Origin of the sequence: Thermodesulfovibrio sp. (assembly GCF_049969575.1) — a bacterium.
Lineage (GTDB): Bacteria > Nitrospirota > Thermodesulfovibrionia > Thermodesulfovibrionales > Thermodesulfovibrionaceae > Thermodesulfovibrio > Thermodesulfovibrio obliviosus.
On sequence record NZ_JBMFOO010000002.1, the window covers coordinates 70,736 to 89,810 of the forward strand.

Genomic DNA, 19,075 nt, shown 5'->3' on the forward strand with positions numbered 1-19,075 from the left:
TTATTTCAATCCTTTCAAAGCCTTTGTCAAAACTTCTTTATCACTTAGATGGTATCTCCTCCCTTTTATTTCCTGATAGTCTTCATGCCCTTTACCAGCAACAATTAAAATATCTCCATTTTTGCATATTCTTGTAGCGATCCATAAACTCATAGCCCTGTCTGGAACAACAATGTAGTTATCCTTTGAGATGCCTTCTTCTATATCTTTAATTATTTCTCCTGGTTCTTCCCATCTTGGATTATCAGAAGTAAGAATAACCATATCGCTTAACTCTGTAGCAATTTTTCCCATCTCAGGTCTTTTACCTTTATCACGATTACCACCGCAACCAAAGACTGTTATTATTCTGCCATCCTTTGATAAATTCTCTTTTAATTTTTTTACACTTAAAAGCAATCTCTCAAGAGCATCAGGTGTGTGTGCATAATCAACAAAAACAAGAAAATCCTGCCCAACATCAACTTTTTCAAATCTTCCCTCTGGAGAGCATACCTCTGAGAGAGCAGACACAATAATATCAGGTGGTATGTTTAAGCTAAAAGCAACAGACACAGCAGAGGCAACATTATAAATATTTGGAACTCCTAAAAGAGGTGTTTTAACAAATAATTCTTCATCATTAATGGAAAAAACAATCTCTGTTTCTTTAAACTTCAATCTATAATTTTTCACATAAATATGTGCCTCAGGATTTTGCAGAGAATACAGAATTTTTTCATTTTTTATTTCTTGCGCAAGCCTTCTTCCATATTCATCGTCTATGTTTATAACCGCAATGCCTTCTTCTTTAAGTAAATCAGTGAAAAGTCTTTTTTTTGCCTGAAAATAATCATCCATATCCTTATGAAAATCAAGATGGTCTCTTGAAAGATTCGTAAATACAGCTACATCAAACTGAGTATAATCAACTCTTTTTAAAGCAAGAGCATGGGAAGAAACCTCTGAAATAACATATTCCACACCTTTTTGGACCATCTCATGAAGAAGTCCTTGAAACTCAGGAGCCTCTGGAGTTGTATGAATTGCTGCTTTTTCTTCTTCATCGATCAAATATTTAATTGTTCCAATAATTCCTGTTTTTTTCCCGTATTTCTTCAATATTTCTCTTATGAGATAAGAAGTGGTGGTTTTTCCATTTGTTCCTGTTATCCCTATCATTTTAACTTTCTCAGAGGGATTTCCATAAAATCTTGAACTAAGCCACGCAAGAGCATTCCTTGTGTCATTAACAGCTATCCATGTAACAGAGTCGTTTTGAGGTAAAATTTTTCCCTTCTCATAAACAATTGCAATGCTACCATTTTTTATTGCTTCTTCAATAAAAAGATGACCATCGGTTTTTCCACCTGATATTGCAACAAAAATACTTCCTTCTTTTACATCCTTCGAATTGTAACATAGATTTAATATTTCCCTGTTTATGTCTCCTTTAACATCAAAATCTTTTCTTAAAAGTTCTCTTAAGATCATCGTCTTACTACCGCAACTTTCTCATTTGTTTGTGTATCAAAAGTTACAACAAGACCCTTTTGTCTGGCATCATCTCTTGGAACATTAAGATAAGCCAGAGCTTCATCAGCAATTGCTTTGAATACAGGCGCAGCAACAACTCCTCCATAGTGAGCACCTTTTGGATCCTGAATTACAACTATCATGGCAATACGGGGATTCTGAGCAGGAATAAATCCAACAAAAGAGCTTACAAATCTGTCTTTTGAGTATCTGTGAGTTTTTGGATCATATTTTTGAGCAGTTCCTGTTTTACCTGCAACGTCATTTCCATCAAGCTTTGCTTGAGTAGCTGTGCCTCCTTGTTCTGTAACTTTTTTAAGTATTTCTCTCATTATTTTCGCTGTTTTGTCGGAAATAATTTTTTGTCTCTGAATAACGCTTTTGTATAAAATATTTCCATCAGGAGAGCGAATATCAGACACTACAAAAGGCTTTACAAGATAACCTCCATTGGCAATTGCAGAGTAGGCTCTAAGGATTTGCAATGCTGTAACTCCCACCTCCTGTCCAATTGGAATGGCTCCTATGGATGTGCCAGACCATTTTTGTGGGGCTCTTATATAGCCTGATATCTCTCCGGGAAGGTCTATTCCGGTTTTTTCACCAAAGCCAAATTTTTTTATGTATTGATAAAGTTTTTCCTTTCCAAGCATCATTGCTATCTTTATTGTTCCCACATTTGAAGACTTCTGAATAACTTCTTCAAAAGTAAGAACTCCATTTCTGTGAACATCTTTTATTTTTTTACCCCCTACTTCTATATAACCCTGAGAACAATCAAATTTAGTATAAGGCTTTACAATGCCTTCTTCCAGTGCTGCAGTTGCTGTAACTATTTTAAATGTTGAACCTGGTTCATACAGGTCTGTTATTGCTCGATTTCTTATTATACCAATATTTTTTATTGATTTTAAATTATTGGGATCATAGGTTGGTCTGTTTGCAAGAGCAAGAATCTCACCTGTAAATGGATCCATCATTATTGCAGTAGCAGAAGAAGCCTGCCATTTTTTTACTGCTTCATCAAGGTATTTTTCAACAATGTATTGTAAACCTTCATCAATTGTTATAAAAACATCATTTCCTTTTACATCTTTTAAATCTCCCTGAGAAAGTTTTTTCCCTCTGGCATCTACAGTAACTGTTTTCAAAGTTTTTTCTGCTCTAAGATATTGATCATATTGTCTTTCTAATCCTTCCATGCCCTGTTCATCGATATTCACAAATCCAATCACATGAGATGCTAAAAATCCTTTTGGATAAAATCTTGCGCCTTCTATTACAGAACCAACTCCTTCAATCTTTAAAGCTTTTATTTTTTCTGCCAGATCTGAATCAACTTTTCTCTGAAGCCATAAAAATCTTATGTTTTTTTCTGACAATTTTTCTATCTGCTCAGGGTTAACTTTAACATAGTTTTTTAAAACATTAACTGCCTGGACTGACTTTAAAGATGCAGGATCAATGAATAGAGACTCCTTTTCAAGAGAAATTGCCAGTTCCCTGCCCATTCTGTCATATATGTTACCTCTCTTTGGAATAATCTCTTCCTTTTTTATTTGCTGAATTTTTGCTCTTGCAAAATAAGCCTCGTGTTCAACAAACATGATTAAACCAAGACGAAAAATAACAGAAGCAAAACATATTAAAAGGATTATTTTCAGTAAAATAAACCTTTTCTGCATTTTTAATTCTTTTTGTTAAAACTTATTGTTTTTACTAAATTCTCAGGTCTCCCTTCTATATAAACAACTTTTTTTCTGTCAGGAAATACCAGCAAATGCTCCTCGGCATTATTAATTCTTACAAAGGATGTTAAGCTTGACTTTTGAGCAAGTAAATTCTTGTTTTCCCTGAGTAAAGCTTTTTTTTTCTCTTCAAGACTGCTTAGTCTGTACTCTACAGAAATTACATTTGACCTTACCCATAAAATGGCAAAAATTGCAAAGAGAACAAAAACTATTGAAATAAAATATTTCATATTTTTTCACCTCCTCTGAGTCTTGCACTTCTTGATGAAGGATTTCTGGAAACTTCTTCAAGAGATGGTAAAATAGGTTTTTTAGTGACAATCCTGAGAATACCTGCATGTTGTTTTTCTCTGAAAAAATTCTTTACAACTCTATCCTCACCTGAATGGTAGGAAATAACGCATATCCTTCCACCTGATTTTAATAATTCCAATGCCTGGGAAAGTCCTTCTCTTAATTCGTCAATTTCTTTATTCACTTCTATTCTTATTGCTTGAAAAACCTGAGTTGCAGGATGAAGCCTTCCATGTCTTGGAATGATTCTTTTAATCAAGCCTGCAAGTTCCTTACATGTATCAATTGTTTTTTTGCCTCTCTGTCTCACAATCTCTCTTGCTATTCTTCTTGAAAAGGGTTCATCACCATATTCTCTTAAAATTCTTTCAAGCTCTCTCTCTGAATACTTGTTTATCACATCCCAGGCTGTTAAAGAACCTGTTTGATCCATTCTCATATCAAGATTTTCATCTGAATAAAAACTAAATCCCCTTGAAAAATCCTTTAGCTGAAGCATTGAAACTCCTAAGTCAAAAAGAATTCCATCAATATTTTGAATATTCAGCTCTTTTAAAATCTCTTTGAGCTGAGAAAATCTTGCTCTTTTTAAAATAACTCTTGAATCATTTAGATACTGCTGTGCTATCTGTATTGCAGATTCATCTCTGTCAATGCCAATTAATCTTCCGTTAGAGCCGAGTCTTTTAAGTATTTCCATAGAATGACCACCACAGCCTACAGTTGCATCAACATAGACTCCATGAAATACAGGATTAAGAAGTTCTATCACTTCTTTAACCATCACAGGAACATGTATTTTATAATCCATACTTTGCAAGACCATCTTGTATCCTCTTTATATCTACCTTTGAAGGATCTGTAATGCTATCCCATGTAGGCTTATCCCATATTTCTACTCTGTCAATCTGCCCAACAATAACAACCTCTGAATTAATTCCAGCATCCTGCCTGTGTTCGTAGGGAATAAGAATCCTCCCTTGTTTATCTAATTCGCATGGAACAGCAGAAGCTATAACTCTTCTTAAAAAATACATTACTGCTTCGTCAGACTTTGGAAGTTGCCTTATTTTTTCTTCAAGCTTTAGCCATTCTTCAAGAGGATAAAGATGCAACGCCTTATCAAATGGAGCATTTGTAAGATAAAGTTTGCCTGAAGAGTACTTTGTTGACAAAACCTCTCTAAGAGGAGCTGGTAGAATAACTCTTCCTTTTTGATCAAGATTATGGTAATATTTTCCTATGAAAGATATCATGCTCCACTTTCCACCACTATTTACCACCAATATTATACTAAGGTGAAATTTTTGTCAAGAGGTTATTTATATGAGTAAAAAAATTTTTGAAATTTTTGAAAAAAAGCTTGAAAAACTTAAACAAGAAAATCTCTACCGTTCAATAAATGATATGGAATCAAGGAATATGATGGAGATTACAATTGATGGAAAAAAGTACATAAATTTTTCATCCAACGACTATCTTGGATTGAGTCAGCATCCAGTTGTAAAAGAAGCAGCAAAGACAGCAGTTGAACTCTTTGGCGCAGGAGCTTCTGCATCAAGACTGCTGAGTGGTGGCACGATTTTACATAAAAAACTGGAAGAACTTTTATGTGAATTTAAAGGCACTGAAAGCTCCATTGTTCTTAACTCCGGTTATACAGCTAATACTTCCTTAATTCCAGCACTGGCTGATGAAGAAGATATAATCTTCAGTGACGAACTTAATCATGCAAGCATAATTGATGGAGTGAGACTCAGTAAAGCAAAAAAAATTATTTATAAACACGCTGATATGAATGATTTATGCAAAAAGATAAAAGAAACTTCATGTAATGGCAAAAAAATTATAATAACAGATACAGTCTTCAGTATGGATGGAGATATTGCGCCACTGCAAGAGCTTTATGAAATATGCAAGTCTGAGGAGGCAATTCTTTATATTGATGATGCTCATGGAACAGGTGTTCTTGGACAGGGACATGGTGCGTGGAAACACTTTAATCTTCCTCAAGACAAACTGGTAATTCAAATGGGTACGCTTTCAAAAGCAATTGGTAGCTTTGGAGCTTTTGTATGCGGAGCAAACATTTTTATACAATGGTTTATAAACTCTGCAAGAGGACTTATTTTTTCAACTGCTTTGCCAGCAAGTGTAATTGCCTCTGCTTACGCTTCTGTAAAAATCATTATGGAAGATAAAACTATTATTAAAAAACTCTGGCAAAATATTGAAAAAGTTATGGAAGCCATAAAAAACCTGGAGCTAAAAACAACAAACACACAAACTCCCATCATTCCAATTCTCTTCAATAATGTAGAAGAAGCAACAAAGGCTTCAAAAATCTTTAATGATTTAGGTATCTATGCACCTGCTATCAGACCACCTACAGTAAAAATGCCAAGGATCAGAATCACCATAAGTGCAGGACATACAGACAGAGATATTGAAATACTTGTTGAGGCTTTTAACCTCCTTTGCCAGCAACTTCGCCCAGTTTGAATATAGGAAGATAAAGAGATATGACAATAAATCCTATTGTAACGCCAAGAAATACTATTAAAGCAGGCTCAAGCATGCTCATAAGATTTGCAACAGCATTGTCAACTTCCTCATCATAAAAATCAGCAACTTTATTAAGCATCTCATCTGTCTTACCTGTTGACTCTCCAACACTTACCATCTGAACAAAGATTGGCGGGAAAATTACAGGCCTTGATTTTAAAACCTCTGTAAGAGATTTACCTGCAGTGACATCCTCTCTCATTTCAATAACAATATCTTCTATAACTTTATTTCCTGAGGCTCTTGCTGAAATCTCCATGCTGTTAAGTATGGGGACTCCGCTGCCAAGAAGTGTTCCAAGTGTTCTTGAAAATCTTGAAAGAGAGGCTTTGAGCAAAATAACTCCTAAAAGAGGAATTTTTAAAAAAATGCTATCCGTTATTTTTTTACCTTTAGCAGAGCTTCGCAAAAATTTTATAAATATGAAAAATCCAATAACGCCTAAAAGTATAAAAATTCCTGATCTTGCCATAAAATTGCTCATAGCAATGGTGATTTTTGTAGGAAGAGGAAGATCAAGTCCCATTTCAGCAAACAACTTTGCAAATGTTGGAATAACAAATATCATAATAATTGCCACAACAACAACAGCAACAGCTATTACCAGAGCTGGATATATCATAGCGCCGATGATTTTTCTGCGTAGTTTTATCATTTTTTCAAAATAATCAGCCATTCTTTGAAGAACCTTATCAAGCATTCCACCTTCCTCACCTGCTCTAACCATATTTACAAAAAGTGAACTAAATACTCTTGGATGTTTTTTCATTGCATCAGCCAGGGAGGAGCCTTTTTCTATATCGTTTCTTAAATTTATAAGAACTTTTTTAAAACTTTTATTTTTGACCTGACCAATCAATGCATCAAAAGCCTGAACAACAGGCACACCTGAGGAAAAAAGAGTTGCAAACTGGCGAGTAAAAAACAGAATATCTTTCTGAGAGACTCCTTTCAAACTGAAAAACTTCTTTTCTTCCTTTTCTTTTACATACCTTAGAATTATTCCCTTTTTTCTTAAGGCTAAAAGAAGTTCTCCTTCGTTTTCAGCTTCTGTTTCACCTGTTACTGGAAGTCCTTCTTCTGTTCTACCTTTCCAGATAAAAGTTGTAGGCATTTAAAAACCTCTCAATTTTTTATAAAAATACAATTTTAAACCCAAAGAAAGCAAGTCCTAATGGAATAATAAATACCATAATTTTCAAAAATCTTTTCAATGAATTGTTTTTTACATACTCTGTAACAAGCCCATTTAATCCATAAAAACCGTGATATAAAGCTGACAGAAGAAAAACAATATTGAAAACCTTCCAGGATGGCTCGCTCAGCCTTTGAATTACAGCTTCATAGGAATATGCCTCAGGTTGAATAAAGTGCATCATAAAAAAATGATAAACTAAACCAAAAGCAAGAATCACACCTGTTATTCTATGTAAAAGCCAGCTCCACATTAGAATACCTCCTTTAAGAAGTAAAAAGCACCAATAAACCATAAAACTGCTACAAATGCTGCTCCAGCATAAACCATTTGTTTTTGATACTTTGTTGACACTCCTATTTCAAGAAGTGTAATTCTTATTCCTGCAAAAACATGTTTCAAAACCACTGCAAAAAGAACAAGTTCGCCAATTTTAATAACAGGATTTTTCATCAATGCCATTATTTTATTATATGCCGCAGCGTCCTTTAAATGGCTTAAGACATAAATGTGGGCAATTAGATAAGATGTAAGAATTATTCCTGTAACTCTGTGCACAAGCCAAGCAATTGAACCTGTATTCCATTTATATCTCATTTTTCACCTCCAGTAAAGCCTTTTTTTACTGCCTGTCGTTTTAATTTTAAAATGTGCTTTGTAATGTCAATCTCCTTTGGACAGACTTCAACACAGTTAAAGATTGAATGACAACGCCACAGTCCGTGTTCTCCTGTAATTGCCTCAAGTCTTTGCTCTGTTGCTCTGTCACGACTGTCAAAAATGAATCTGTAAGCTTTAAGAAGAGCGCTTGGTCCAAGATATTCTTTGTCAGCCCAGAATACTGGACAAGATGTGGTGCAACTTCCACACATAATGCATGTTATTGACTCAAGAATTTTATGCTGATCCTCTGGTGATTGAATCCTTTCCCTTTCAGGTGCAGGCTCATCATTTATCAAATAGGGCAGAACCTTGTCATTTTTTTCAAAAAATAAGGTCATGTCAACAACAAGATCTTTTATTACTGGTAAAGAAGGTAAAGGCTCAATTTCTATAACTTCTGGCAGATCCTTTACCAGTGTTTGACAGGCAAGCCTGTTTTTACCATTGATTTTCATTGCACAGGAACCGCATACTCCATGAGCACAGGATTTTCTGAATGTGAGAGTTCCATCTCTTGTCTCTTTAATCTTAATAAGTCCATCTAAAACCCTTTCCATGCTGTTAAGCTTAATTCTAAACTCATCCCATCTTTGAGGGGGATCTTCATCTGGTAAATATCTTTTGATTCTAAAGGTGTAATATTTTTCCATCAGTATTTCCTCTCCTCTGGTTTAAATCTTGTTATTTTAACGGGTTTAAATTTGAAAGAAATGCCTTTATCAGTAAGAAAAGCAAAGGTATGCTTGAGCCAGTTTTCGTCGTCTCTCTTTGGATAATCTTCCCTGTAGTGAGCGCCCCTGCTTTCTGTTCTCTGTAAAGCACTGCAGGTTATTACTTCTGCGAGGGTGAGCATGTGTCCGAGTTCTATGGCTTCAAGAAGCTCTGTATTGAAGGTTTTTGATTTATCAGTAATGGCTATCTCTTTATATCGTTCTTTTAAGTTCTGGATTTCTTCAAGAAGTGTTTTCAGTCCTTCCTCAGTTCTAAATACAGAGCATTTATCCATCATAACTGATTGTAAATCTTTTCTTACAGAGGCAATACTTTCTCTTCCATTGGAGTTTTTAATCATATTAATGCAGTCAACAACTGCCTGAATTCTTTCTTTCTTAACCTTTCCTGTTGTGTTTGATTTAAGAATTTCTGAGACAGCTTTTCCTGCTCTTCTTCCAAATACAACAGTATCAAGTAAGGAATTGCATCCAAGCCTGTTTGCTCCGTGAACAGACACGCAAGCACACTCACCAGCAGCATAAAGTCCGTAAACAACAGAGCCATCAACATCTCTTAAAACTCTGCCATCATTGTCTGTTGGAATTCCACCCATTGCATAATGAGCAGTGGGAACAACAGGAATTGGTGCCTGAGAAGGATCAATTCCCATGTAGATTTTACAGAAGGTGGTTATTTCTGGAAGCCTTTCTTCAAGAATTTTTCTGTCCACATGTCTGAGATCAAGGTAAACATAGTCTTTACCATCAATACCTCTTCCTTCTTTTATTTCAGTAAGAATCGCACGGGACACCATATCACGGGGAGCAAGGTCTTTTATGGTTGGTGCATACCTTTCCATAAATCTCTCGCCCTTTCCATTAATCAGAACTCCTCCTTCACCTCTTGCTCCTTCAGTAATCAATATTCCAAGTCCGTAAAGTCCTGTAGGATGGAACTGAAAGAACTCCATGTCTTCAAGAGGAAGTCCCTGCCTGAAAAGCATGCTCAGACACTCACCTGTGCTTGCATAAGCATTGGAGGTGACTTTAAAAATCTTTCCATATCCACCACTTGCTATTATCACTGCTTTGGACTCAAATACATGAATTGAACCATCCTTTATGTTTATTGCAATAACTCCCTGAATAGCATTGTTTTCTATAACAATATCAAGAACTTCAAACTCCTGAAAAAATTTTACACCTTTAAGCTGACACTGTTCATAAAGGGCAAAAAGCACTGCATGGCCAGTTCTGTCAGCAGAATAACAGGCTCTGCGAACAGGTGCTTTACCAAACTCCCTTGTGTGTCCCCCGAATCTTCTCTGTGCAATCTTCCCTTCAGGTGTCCTGGAAAAAGGCACACCCATGTGTTCAAGTTCAATTATTGTTGGAATGGCATCATAGCACATAATTTCAATGGCATCCTGGTCTCCTAAAAAATCGCTTCCCTTAACAGTATCATAGGTATGCCACTCAGGAGAGTCCTCTTCTTCATTACCTAAAGCAGCACCAATTCCTCCCTGTGCTGCTGTTGAATGGGAACGAGTTGGATAAAGTTTGCTTAAAACTCCAACTGTTCCTTGATTGATACATTCAATGGCAGCACGACAACCTGCAAGCCCTGAACCAATAATAATTGTGTCAAAGTAGTGTCTGTTAATCTCCACCTATACTCCTCCCTATTTGCAAAAATTATTTTATTTTGTATAATTTATAACACAATGTCAAGCATGGGAGGACAAAAATGGGATATGTACCAAGTCCAAGTTACAGTATAACGGTCCGTGTTGAAATTGAAAATCGCATTGGAATGTTTGCAAAAATTGCTTCAGCCATAAGTGGAGCAGGTGGAGACCTTGGTTCAATTGATATTGTAAAAGTGGAAAAAGGAAAAATAATAAGAGACATAACAGTGAATGCAAGGGATGAAGAGCATGAAAAGAAAATTATCAAGGCACTCAAACACATTGAAGGAATCAAAATCCTCAGGGTAATGGATAAAACATTTCTTGTCCATGAAGGTGGTAAAATCGGAACTTATAATAAAATTAATGTTAAAGGTAGAGAAGACCTCTCCAGAGTCTACACTCCAGGTGTTGCCAGAGTCTGCCTTGATATTAAGAAAAATCCTGAACATGTTTACAGATACACCATCAAAGGAAACACTGTAGCAGTAATTACCGATGGAACAGCAGTGCTTGGACTTGGAAACATAGGACCTGATGCAGCAATGCCTGTGATGGAAGGCAAGTGTATGCTTTTTAAAGAATTTGGTGGGGTGGATGCTTTCCCAATTGCAATAAGAACAACTGATGTAGATGAGCTTGTGGATATAATCAAAAAAATATCAACTCCCTTTGGTGGAATAAATCTTGAAGACATTGCTGCACCACGCTGTTTTGAAGTAGAGAAAAGACTCAGGCAGGAGCTTGATATTCCAGTTGTTCATGATGACCAGCATGGGACAGCTATTGTTGTTTTAGCTGCATTGATAAATGTGGGAAGAATTCTTAAGAGAGATATTAGAGAGTTTAAAGTAGTTATAGCTGGAGCTGGTGCAGCAGGAACTGCCACAGTCTATATGCTTCTTGACTACGGAGTAAAAGACATAATTGTGTGTGATAGAGCCGGTGCTCTTTATGAGGGAAGAACAAAGGATATGGATCCTCATAAAGAAGAGCTCGCAAAAAAGACTAATCCAGGAAAAATTAAAGGAACAATTTCTGATGCAATGGAAGGAGCAGATGTTTTTATCGGACTTTCAGCCCCAAATATAATAACTCCAGATGATTTAAAAAGGATGAATCCTCCACGGGTTGTTTTTGCTCTTGCCAATCCAGACCCTGAAATTGCACCAGAGCTTGCAATGCCCCTTGTCAGAATAATGGCAACTGGAAGGTCTGACTATCCCAATCAGATTAACAATGTTCTTGCTTTTCCAGGATTGTTTAAGGGCTTACTTGAGGTGCGTGCAAAAGGAGTTGATAAAGAAATTTTCTTTGCTGCTGCTAATGCCATCGCAAACATAATTAAAGATGAAGAACTTAACGAAGACTATATTATTCCAAGTATATTCAATAAGAAAGTTGCTCAGATGGTTTCTCATGCAGTGGCAGAAAAAGCTAAAAAACTTGGATTAGCGAGGTAGATGTTGAAATTTTTTAAAAATTTTTAATATCATCATTAAAAATTAAAAAAGGAGGGGAAAATGAAAAGGGCAGGTTTGATGATGTTAGTTTTAAGTTTAATTCTGTTGTTAGTAGCTCAGGTTTATTCAGCTGATGTAATCAGATTTGGCGCAGCTCTGTCTCTTACAGGAAAACTTGCAAAGGAAGGAAATCTCGTAAAGAACGGTTACGAACTGTGGAAAGAAACTGTAAACAAAAGAGGTGGTATCAAGGTAGGAAATAAATATTACAAAGTGGATATTAAATACTACGATGATGAAAGTGATCCAAACAGAGCAGCCAAGCTTGTGGAAAAACTCATAACCGAAGATGGTATTAAACTCATTTTAGGTCCATACGGCAGTGAGTCAGTTTTCTCAACATCTGCGATTACTGAGAAGTACGGAGCTTTAATGGTTCAGGGTGGTGCTGCTGCAGACAAACTTTACACAAGAGGCTTTAAAAATCTATTTGGAATTTATACAGTAGCTACTGAATACATGGATGATACTTTAAAAATGCTAAGAAATAAAACTCCTAAACCAAATACTGTTGCAATTGTTTACTCAAATGATCTTTTCTCCACTCAGGTTGCACAGGGTGCATATGCTTCAGCTCAGAAATATGGATATAAAGTAGTGTATTACAAGGACTATCCAAAAGGAACACAGGATCTGTCTACAGTTATTGTGGAAATTAAAGCTAAAAATCCTGATATTCTTATTGGATGTGGCCATTTTCAAGATACTGTTGTAATAGTTAAACAGAGTAAAGATTATAAATTAAATCCAAAGGCAATAGCATTTTCAGTTGGCCCAACTTTACCAGATTTTGTAACAGCACTTAAAGGTGATGCTGAATACATTTTTGGTTCAGCTCAATGGACTCCAACTTTGAAATATAAAGATCCTGTTTTTGGGTCAAATGCAAATTTTGTAAAAGCCTTTAAAGCAAAATTTGGCGTGGAACCAAACTATCATGCTGCTGGTGGTGCTGCTGCTGCAGTTATATTCCAGAGAGCTATTGAGAAAGCAGGCACTTTTACAGATATAAACAAAATAAGACATGCACTTGCAAGCTTTAATGAAGAAACTCTCTTTGGAAAAATCAGATTTGATGCAACAGGAAAAGTTGTTGGCAAAGGAATGCCTGTCATCCAGATACTGAGAGGGCAACAAAAAACAGTATATCCTGAGGCAGCTGCTGAAGCTAAACCAGTATATCCAAAGCCAGCATGGAGATAATCCTGAAAGCCCGGCAAGCTCCGGGCTTTTTTATTTTATTAAATTAAAACGAGGGAGGATATGATATTATTACAAATTCTTTTAAATGGTATTCTTCTTGGAGGATTTTATGCTCTTATTGGTGTGGGTTTTTCTCTTGTCTGGGGAGTAACAAATATAATTAACCTTGCTCACGGAGCGATAGCTCTTTTAGGAGCATATATTACTTTATTTTTGTTTCAGCATTATGGACTTGATCCTTTTTTAAGCCTTCCATTCAGTTTTATACCTCTTTTTATCTTTGGATATATTTTGCAAAGATATTTACTCAATTTAGTTGTTAAAGCACAGATTTTTATGCTTCTTATACTGACTTTTGGAGTAGAGATATTCCTTGTAAATTTTATGACAACCTTTTTCTCAGCTGACTTCAGATCTGTTACTCCTGATTACGCTGGAGAAAGCTTAATAGTAGGAGATATTGTTATACCCTATATAAGATTGGGTGTATTTGCAATATGTGTGTTAATTACATTACTTTTAAGTCTATTTCTCAATAAAACATGGACTGGAAAGGCAATTAAAGCCACATCTCTTGATATTGATGCTGCAATGATGGTGGGAATAAACCCAGCAAAAATTTTTGCAATAACCTTTGCAATTGCTTCAGGATTGGCAGGCGTTGCTGGAAGTCTTTTCTCATTAACGCAGGCATTTTCTCCATCAGTAGCAGGCTCTTTAACACTAAGAGCCTTTATTGTAAGTATTCTTGGTGGACTTGGAAGAGTTGAAGGAGCTCTTCTGGGTGGTATTATTCTTGGAATTGTTGAAACTCTGAGTTCTTACATTATTGGAGAAAGCTATAAAAATGCAATTACTCTTGCAATAATGGTACTGGTTCTCGTAATAAAACCTACAGGAATCTTAGGGAAAAAATACTTTGCGGAGGTAAAGCATTGATATGAAAAAAAGTGTAATTTTATTTTTTATATTTATTGCTGTATTGGCGATTCTGCCATTCTTAATATCAGGATACTGGCTCAGGGTTTTAACTCAAACATTTATGTTTGCAGCAATTGCTACAGGAAGTAACATAATCATAGGATTTACAGGATATCCAGCATTTGGAAATATAGCCTTTTTTGGAATAGGAGCATATGTAACTGGAGTATTGATGACAAAATATGGTTTCTCCTTTTTATTGACTCTTCCTTTCTGTGCATTATCAGGATTTATAATTGCTACACTTTTAGGCATACCGCTTTTAAGACTTAAAGGACACTATTTTGCAATTGCTACAATTGGAGTAATGGAAGCTATAAAAGAAATTGTTGATAATATGACAGAAATAACAGGCGGAGGTATGGGACTTACATTGCCTATTATGGAAGGTGACCCTGCTTATATATATAAATTTTTCTACTATGCAATCCTTTCAATAATGTTGCTTACTGTTTTGATAGCTTTTTTAATATTTCGTTCAAAATTTGGATATGCCTTGAGAGCAATAAGAATCGATGAAGATGCGGCATCTGTAATCGGGATAAATACACCACTTTTTAAAACAATATCATGGGCTATAAGTGGAGCTCTTGTTGGCATAGCTGGTGGAGCATATGCTTATTGGTTAACATATATTGATTCTTCTACAGTTTTTCAAACTTCTTATTCTGTAAAAATGTTTGCAATGATTTTGCTTGGTGGTGGAACAACTGTCCTGGGTCCAATGATAGGAGCTTTTATTCTTGAGCTTATCTCAGAATTGGTATGGAGCAAATTTATAGAAATTCATGGAATGATACTCGGACTGCTAATCATATTAATAGTAATCTTTATTCCTAAGGGACTATTTGAAACATTTAAAGAAGGATTTTCTCTTAGAAAAATTATTATTAATCTGAAAGAAAATAAACTTTGAGGTGCTGAGAGATGATAATACTTGAAACAAAAAATCTTGCAAAAAAATATGGTGGCCTTGAGGTTTTAAATAATGTAAACCTTAAAGTATACAAAGGAGAAATCCTTGGATTAATAGGACCTAATGGAGCAGGAAAAACAACTTTAATGAATCTTATATGTCGTTTGACTGACATAACAAGAGGTGAAATCTATTACAAAGGAGAATTAATCAACAATAAGAAATCATATGAGATCTCAAAAATGGGCATAGCAAGAACATTTCAGGTTGTTAAGCCATTTAAGGGTCTTACAGTTTTGGAAAATGTCATGGTCGGAGCATTTTATGGTAGAAAAAATGCAAAAACTAATGCAGAAGCAAAAGACATAGCAATGGAAGCCTTAAAAATAGTTGGACTTTTAAATGAAAAAGATAAAGAACCAAGCATCTTACCAATTGCTCAGCGTAAAAAACTTGAACTTGCAAGAGCGCTGGCAATGGACCCTGAACTTTTAATTCTTGATGAGGTTATGGCAGGACTTAATCCTAAGGAGCTTGATGATATAATGAAAGAAATTTTGCTTTTGAAAGAAAGAGGAATAACGATAATAGCAATTGAACATGTTATGAAAGTTATCATGGGGATATCAGATAGAGTTGTTGTTCTACACTTAGGAGAGCTTATTTGCGATGGAAAACCTCATGAAGTTTGCAATCATCCTCAGGTAATTGAAGCTTATTTAGGAAGTAAATTCGCACAAAAAGGGGTGGCATAATGAAATTCTTTGAAATAAAAAATCTCAATACAGGCTACGGTGATTTACAGATATTAAGAAATGTTTCTTTTGAAATCAACAAAGGTGAAATAGTTGCTCTTCTTGGCTCAAATGGTGCAGGGAAAAGCACGCTGATGAGAGCAATTGTAGGAAGGTTAAGAGTATGGAGTGGAGAAATTATTTTTAAAGATGAAAACATTGCCAATCTTTCACCAGACAAAATTGTAAAAATGGGAATAAGTCTATGCCCGGAAAGAAGAAGGATATTTTCTGGTATGACTGTAAAAGAAAATCTTGAAATAGGAGCATATCACAGAAGAAACGGATTAAAAGAAAGAATGGAAAAAGTTTTTTCCATTTTACCAAGACTTTATGAAAGAAAAAATCATCTTGGAGGAGACCTTTCTGGAGGAGAACAACAGATGCTTGCAATAGGAAGAGCTCTTATGAATGAGCCAGAACTTCTTTTAATTGATGAATTTACATTGGGACTTGCTCCAACAATAGTTGAAATACTTGTTGATGTCGTAAAAAAAATCAATAAATCTGGAGTAAGTATTTTACTGGTTGAACAGGATGTTCATATGGCGCTGGAAATAAGTGACAGAGCATATGTTATGGAAGTTGGAGAAATAAAAATATCAGGACGTTCAAAGGAGCTTCTTGAACATCCGCAAATAAAAGAAACTTATTTAGGAATGTAAAATAGAATTTAAAACTTTAAAGGGAATCCAGTGAAAACCGGATATAACATAAGCCTGAGCAAAAGGGCATAGTTTTTTTAAATCATGTAAAGCTTCTGGAGGCAGAATTTTATCCATGCTTCCATGAAGAAGTGTTATGTTGTTTTTTTCACAGCTTAAATATTCAAAATCAGAATTAATTAAAAATTTTAAACCCTCAATAAGTGCATGTTTATTGATATTTTCAGGAATATAAGGTTTTAATCCTGCATTTAAATGAAATTCTTTTATAACATCCTGTGGTTCACTATCCATTTTTTGAATCATTCTTTTTATAATTTTTGGATGAATGTAATCGGTAAACTTTTTGAATCCTGCAATAATAAAAATTTTTTCAAATTTTTCAGAAAAAAAGTGAAAATGTTTAAGAACAATATGTCCACCTGTTGACCAGCCAATAAGTATATTGCCTGATTTATCATTAAAAAAGTCTAAAATCCCCACTTCATCTAAATCAATAAAAGGAGCTAAAAAATGCCAGTCCTCTGGCACATTCAGTGCTTCTCTAAATCCTGCCCAACCTGATATGAAATATTTCATTTATGATTTCACAACTAAGACAGGTATCTTTGAAAGCCCGATTACTCTCTGGCATACGCTTCCCATAAGAAGCCTTTTAAGTCCTGTTCTTCCATGAGAGCTCACAACAATAATATCAGCTTGAATCTCATCTGCCTTCTCAAGAATCTTTTTATAAGGCTCTCCTTCTTCTATAAAAATTCTGGGAGATATGTTTTCACCGTGAAATTTAAGTTCAAGCTCTTTTAAATATTTTTTTGTTTTATTTACCTGTTCATCATAAAGTTCAGGCTTCACTGCAAAAACTGCTGAAGGAACTTCTACCACAGAAATCAGATTTATCTGTGATTGAAAATCTCTTGCAATCTCTATTGCTTTATTGCAAACTTTTTCTCCATATTTTGAAATATCAACAGCCACAAGGCATCTGTTCCATTTGATCGTTGAATTCTTCGGGACAACTAAAACATCAGTATTACTATAACCAATCACTCGTTCTGTCACGCTTCCAATTAAAACCTGCTGAAGAGCGCTTATACCTTTTTTGCCCATAATTATTAAGTCTGCTGAGATTTCCTCACCTACATCAATAATCTTTTCAAAGGGTTCTCCTTCTTCATAAAGAGTTTTCACGAGAACTTGATGTTTCTCAGCTATATCTTTAGCTTTTGAAAGATTTTCCTTATAAGGTTTACAGATCTCCTCAACAGATACTCCAATACCTACAAGACTTAAATCTCCATAATAGGATGGAGCAACAGTCAGGACAAAGACTGTAATGTTTTTTTCTTTTGCAAATCTAACAGCCTCTTCAAAAGCATGGAAACTTTCCTCTGAGCCATCAATGCATACAAGCATTCTTCTGTAAAGAGCCATCTTTGCCTCCTATGTATTTTTTAAAATTATATAAAAAAGGGGGGATTTATTCCACCCCTTTTTTAGGTTTAAAATTCTACTTAACTGTGACTGAAGAGGTTGCAACAATCTTCTGAATTTTCCTTTCTTCCCGTAAACCCTTAAACAATGCCATACATATAATTCCTGCTCCCACTACAAGAGCTGTTACCATAATAGCAAAACTTAAAGTTTTAAGTGTTGTAACTGTAGCTACTGATAAAGGAGATATTATTCCAAGCTGACCGAGATAAACTGGAATCATTAAACCTCTGCTAACAAGTACAATTAGCATGATAACTCCCATGACGATTTTAATCATATAATCTTTAACATAGGTTGTTCCTATTGCTCCAAGTTGAACACCGAAAAGAGAACCTGCCAGAATTATCATTGCAAGCCTTATATCAACAAAACCACTCATTGCATATTTGAAAGAACCAACAAGACCCATAACAAAGGCAATAACAAGTTCAGTTGCAGATGCCATTATTGCTGGTACACCAAGCACATACATCATAGCAGGAACTCCGATAAATCCTCCTACTGCTATTGTGGCTGCAAGCATGCCTGTTGCAAAGCCAAGTGGAATTGTAAAAAGAACAGAGACTTTTGCATTGAGGCTTCTGAAATAAACCATAGTTCCTGGAATATAGATTGACTGAAGCCACTTTGCAATTTTTGTAGTTTCTTCTGGTTTTTTTGCTTTATCATTATTTTTGGTCTTTATCGCATCTAAAAGCACATATGTACCCACAATGCTAAGGACAACAACAAAAGCCGCACTCACATAGAGATTTGAACCTACATCACCAAATGTCTTCTTTATGTATTCCTGAACATGAGCACCGAACAAAACTCCTGCCTCAGCAGAGGCTCCCATAACAAGACCGAGTTTAACATCAACCTGACCGAATTTAGCTCTTTTTATAGCTCCTACAAGTGCCTTTGGAAACTTATGACACATATTTGATGCAACAGCCACAAGTCCTGGAACACCCATGCTCATCATGCCGGGTGTCAGAACAAAAGCTCCACCTGAACCAATAAATCCGCTTACAAGTCCTCCTACAAGTCCTACAAAAAATAAATACATCACATTCATCCAGTTTAAATCAACAAAATTTGTTGTAAGTTCAATCATTTTTTATCCTCCT

At 35.4% G+C, this 19,075-nt stretch carries 20 protein-coding genes; 7 read left to right on the top strand and 13 right to left on the bottom strand.

The window, feature by feature from the left end; genetic code table 11:
• Genes ACP5O9_RS01060 through mraZ form a run of 5 tightly spaced genes read right to left on the bottom strand, consistent with a single transcriptional unit; the run spans position 1 to position 4,816 of the window.
• Positions 1 to 1,473: a Mur ligase family protein gene (locus ACP5O9_RS01060; protein WP_428723275.1), complete on the bottom strand. Its 1,473-nt coding sequence runs from the start codon at positions 1,471 to 1,473 to the stop codon at positions 1 to 3.
• Entirely contained in the window at positions 1,470 to 3,200 is a 1,731-nt protein-coding gene (locus ACP5O9_RS01065) for a peptidoglycan D,D-transpeptidase FtsI family protein (RefSeq protein ID WP_424904668.1), read from the bottom strand. The genes ACP5O9_RS01060 and ACP5O9_RS01065 overlap by 4 nt, the downstream gene beginning before the upstream one ends.
• Before the next feature lie 2 nt (positions 3,201 to 3,202).
• A complete protein-coding gene (locus ACP5O9_RS01070) occupies positions 3,203 to 3,496 on the bottom strand; it encodes a hypothetical protein (RefSeq protein WP_353686841.1) in 294 nt (97 codons plus the stop codon).
• Positions 3,493 to 4,371 (bottom strand): 16S rRNA (cytosine(1402)-N(4))-methyltransferase RsmH, encoded by an 879-nt coding sequence (rsmH, locus tag ACP5O9_RS01075; protein WP_353686840.1) that lies wholly within the window; start codon positions 4,369 to 4,371, stop codon positions 3,493 to 3,495. Before rsmH ends, ACP5O9_RS01070 begins: the two co-directional genes overlap by 4 nt.
• Positions 4,361 to 4,816: a division/cell wall cluster transcriptional repressor MraZ gene (mraZ, locus tag ACP5O9_RS01080; RefSeq protein ID WP_353686839.1), complete on the bottom strand. Its 456-nt coding sequence runs from the start codon at positions 4,814 to 4,816 to the stop codon at positions 4,361 to 4,363. Before mraZ ends, rsmH begins: the two co-directional genes overlap by 11 nt.
• A 70-nt stretch (positions 4,817 to 4,886) precedes the next feature.
• Here mraZ and bioF point away from each other — a divergent pair, with 70 nt between their 5' ends.
• Positions 4,887 to 6,062, top strand: a complete 1,176-nt coding sequence (gene bioF, locus ACP5O9_RS01085) for an 8-amino-7-oxononanoate synthase (RefSeq protein ID WP_428723276.1) — start codon at positions 4,887 to 4,889, stop codon at positions 6,060 to 6,062.
• Here the strand turns inward: bioF and ACP5O9_RS01090 are convergent.
• The 5 genes from ACP5O9_RS01090 to sdhA are packed head-to-tail and all read right to left on the bottom strand — an operon-like array spanning position 6,028 to position 10,366.
• On the bottom strand, positions 6,028 to 7,239 hold the full coding sequence (locus ACP5O9_RS01090) for a type II secretion system F family protein (RefSeq protein WP_353686837.1): 1,212 nt from the start codon (positions 7,237 to 7,239) through the stop codon (positions 6,028 to 6,030). The two genes, bioF and ACP5O9_RS01090, sit on opposite strands and share 35 nt — an antisense overlap.
• A 19-nt stretch (positions 7,240 to 7,258) precedes the next feature.
• Positions 7,259 to 7,573 (bottom strand): succinate dehydrogenase, hydrophobic membrane anchor protein, encoded by a 315-nt coding sequence (gene sdhD, locus ACP5O9_RS01095; protein ID WP_424904665.1) that lies wholly within the window; start codon positions 7,571 to 7,573, stop codon positions 7,259 to 7,261.
• Positions 7,573 to 7,917 carry a succinate dehydrogenase, cytochrome b556 subunit gene (gene sdhC, locus ACP5O9_RS01100; RefSeq protein WP_353686835.1) on the bottom strand — a complete coding sequence of 115 codons (345 nt, stop codon included), beginning with the start codon at positions 7,915 to 7,917 and terminating at the stop codon, positions 7,573 to 7,575. Before sdhC ends, sdhD begins: the two co-directional genes overlap by 1 nt.
• Positions 7,914 to 8,633 carry a succinate dehydrogenase iron-sulfur subunit gene (locus ACP5O9_RS01105; RefSeq protein WP_353686834.1) on the bottom strand — a complete coding sequence of 240 codons (720 nt, stop codon included), beginning with the start codon at positions 8,631 to 8,633 and terminating at the stop codon, positions 7,914 to 7,916. The genes sdhC and ACP5O9_RS01105 overlap by 4 nt, the downstream gene beginning before the upstream one ends.
• The gene (gene sdhA, locus ACP5O9_RS01110) at positions 8,633 to 10,366 is read right to left on the bottom strand and encodes a succinate dehydrogenase flavoprotein subunit (protein WP_424904664.1); all 1,734 of its coding nucleotides are present in this window, start codon (positions 10,364 to 10,366) and stop codon (positions 8,633 to 8,635) included. The genes ACP5O9_RS01105 and sdhA overlap by 1 nt, the downstream gene beginning before the upstream one ends.
• A gap of 77 nt (positions 10,367 to 10,443) precedes the next feature.
• Between sdhA and ACP5O9_RS01115 the strand changes: the two genes are divergently transcribed.
• From ACP5O9_RS01115 to ACP5O9_RS01140, 6 genes are read left to right on the top strand one after another with little or no spacing between them, the layout of a single operon-like run.
• On the top strand, positions 10,444 to 11,847 hold the full coding sequence (locus ACP5O9_RS01115; protein ID WP_353686832.1) for an NAD-dependent malic enzyme: 1,404 nt from the start codon (positions 10,444 to 10,446) through the stop codon (positions 11,845 to 11,847).
• A gap of 60 nt (positions 11,848 to 11,907) precedes the next feature.
• Positions 11,908 to 13,110, top strand: coding sequence for an amino acid ABC transporter substrate-binding protein (locus tag ACP5O9_RS01120; protein ID WP_353686831.1), 1,203 nt, complete (start codon positions 11,908 to 11,910; stop codon positions 13,108 to 13,110).
• A 60-nt stretch (positions 13,111 to 13,170) separates the two neighbouring features.
• A complete protein-coding gene (locus ACP5O9_RS01125; protein WP_353686830.1) occupies positions 13,171 to 14,049 on the top strand; it encodes a branched-chain amino acid ABC transporter permease in 879 nt (292 codons plus the stop codon).
• Position 14,050: 1 nt separating this feature from the next.
• Entirely contained in the window at positions 14,051 to 15,007 is a 957-nt protein-coding gene (locus ACP5O9_RS01130) for a branched-chain amino acid ABC transporter permease (protein WP_353686829.1), read from the top strand.
• An 11-nt stretch (positions 15,008 to 15,018) separates the two neighbouring features.
• Positions 15,019 to 15,762 carry an ABC transporter ATP-binding protein gene (locus ACP5O9_RS01135; RefSeq protein WP_353686828.1) on the top strand — a complete coding sequence of 248 codons (744 nt, stop codon included), beginning with the start codon at positions 15,019 to 15,021 and terminating at the stop codon, positions 15,760 to 15,762.
• The gene (locus tag ACP5O9_RS01140; protein WP_428723277.1) at positions 15,762 to 16,466 is read left to right on the top strand and encodes an ABC transporter ATP-binding protein; all 705 of its coding nucleotides are present in this window, start codon (positions 15,762 to 15,764) and stop codon (positions 16,464 to 16,466) included. Before ACP5O9_RS01135 ends, ACP5O9_RS01140 begins: the two co-directional genes overlap by 1 nt.
• On the opposite strand, the gene ACP5O9_RS01145 is transcribed toward ACP5O9_RS01140, so the two are convergent.
• From ACP5O9_RS01145 to ACP5O9_RS01155, 3 genes are all read right to left on the bottom strand, one after another.
• Positions 16,455 to 17,045, bottom strand: a complete 591-nt coding sequence (locus ACP5O9_RS01145; protein ID WP_428723278.1) for a hypothetical protein — start codon at positions 17,043 to 17,045, stop codon at positions 16,455 to 16,457. The two genes, ACP5O9_RS01140 and ACP5O9_RS01145, sit on opposite strands and share 12 nt — an antisense overlap.
• The gene (locus ACP5O9_RS01150; RefSeq protein WP_428723279.1) at positions 17,046 to 17,900 is read right to left on the bottom strand and encodes a universal stress protein; all 855 of its coding nucleotides are present in this window, start codon (positions 17,898 to 17,900) and stop codon (positions 17,046 to 17,048) included.
• A gap of 76 nt (positions 17,901 to 17,976) precedes the next feature.
• Positions 17,977 to 19,062: a sulfite exporter TauE/SafE family protein gene (locus ACP5O9_RS01155; protein ID WP_428723280.1), complete on the bottom strand. Its 1,086-nt coding sequence runs from the start codon at positions 19,060 to 19,062 to the stop codon at positions 17,977 to 17,979.
• Between the last annotated feature and the right edge of the window lie 13 nt (positions 19,063 to 19,075).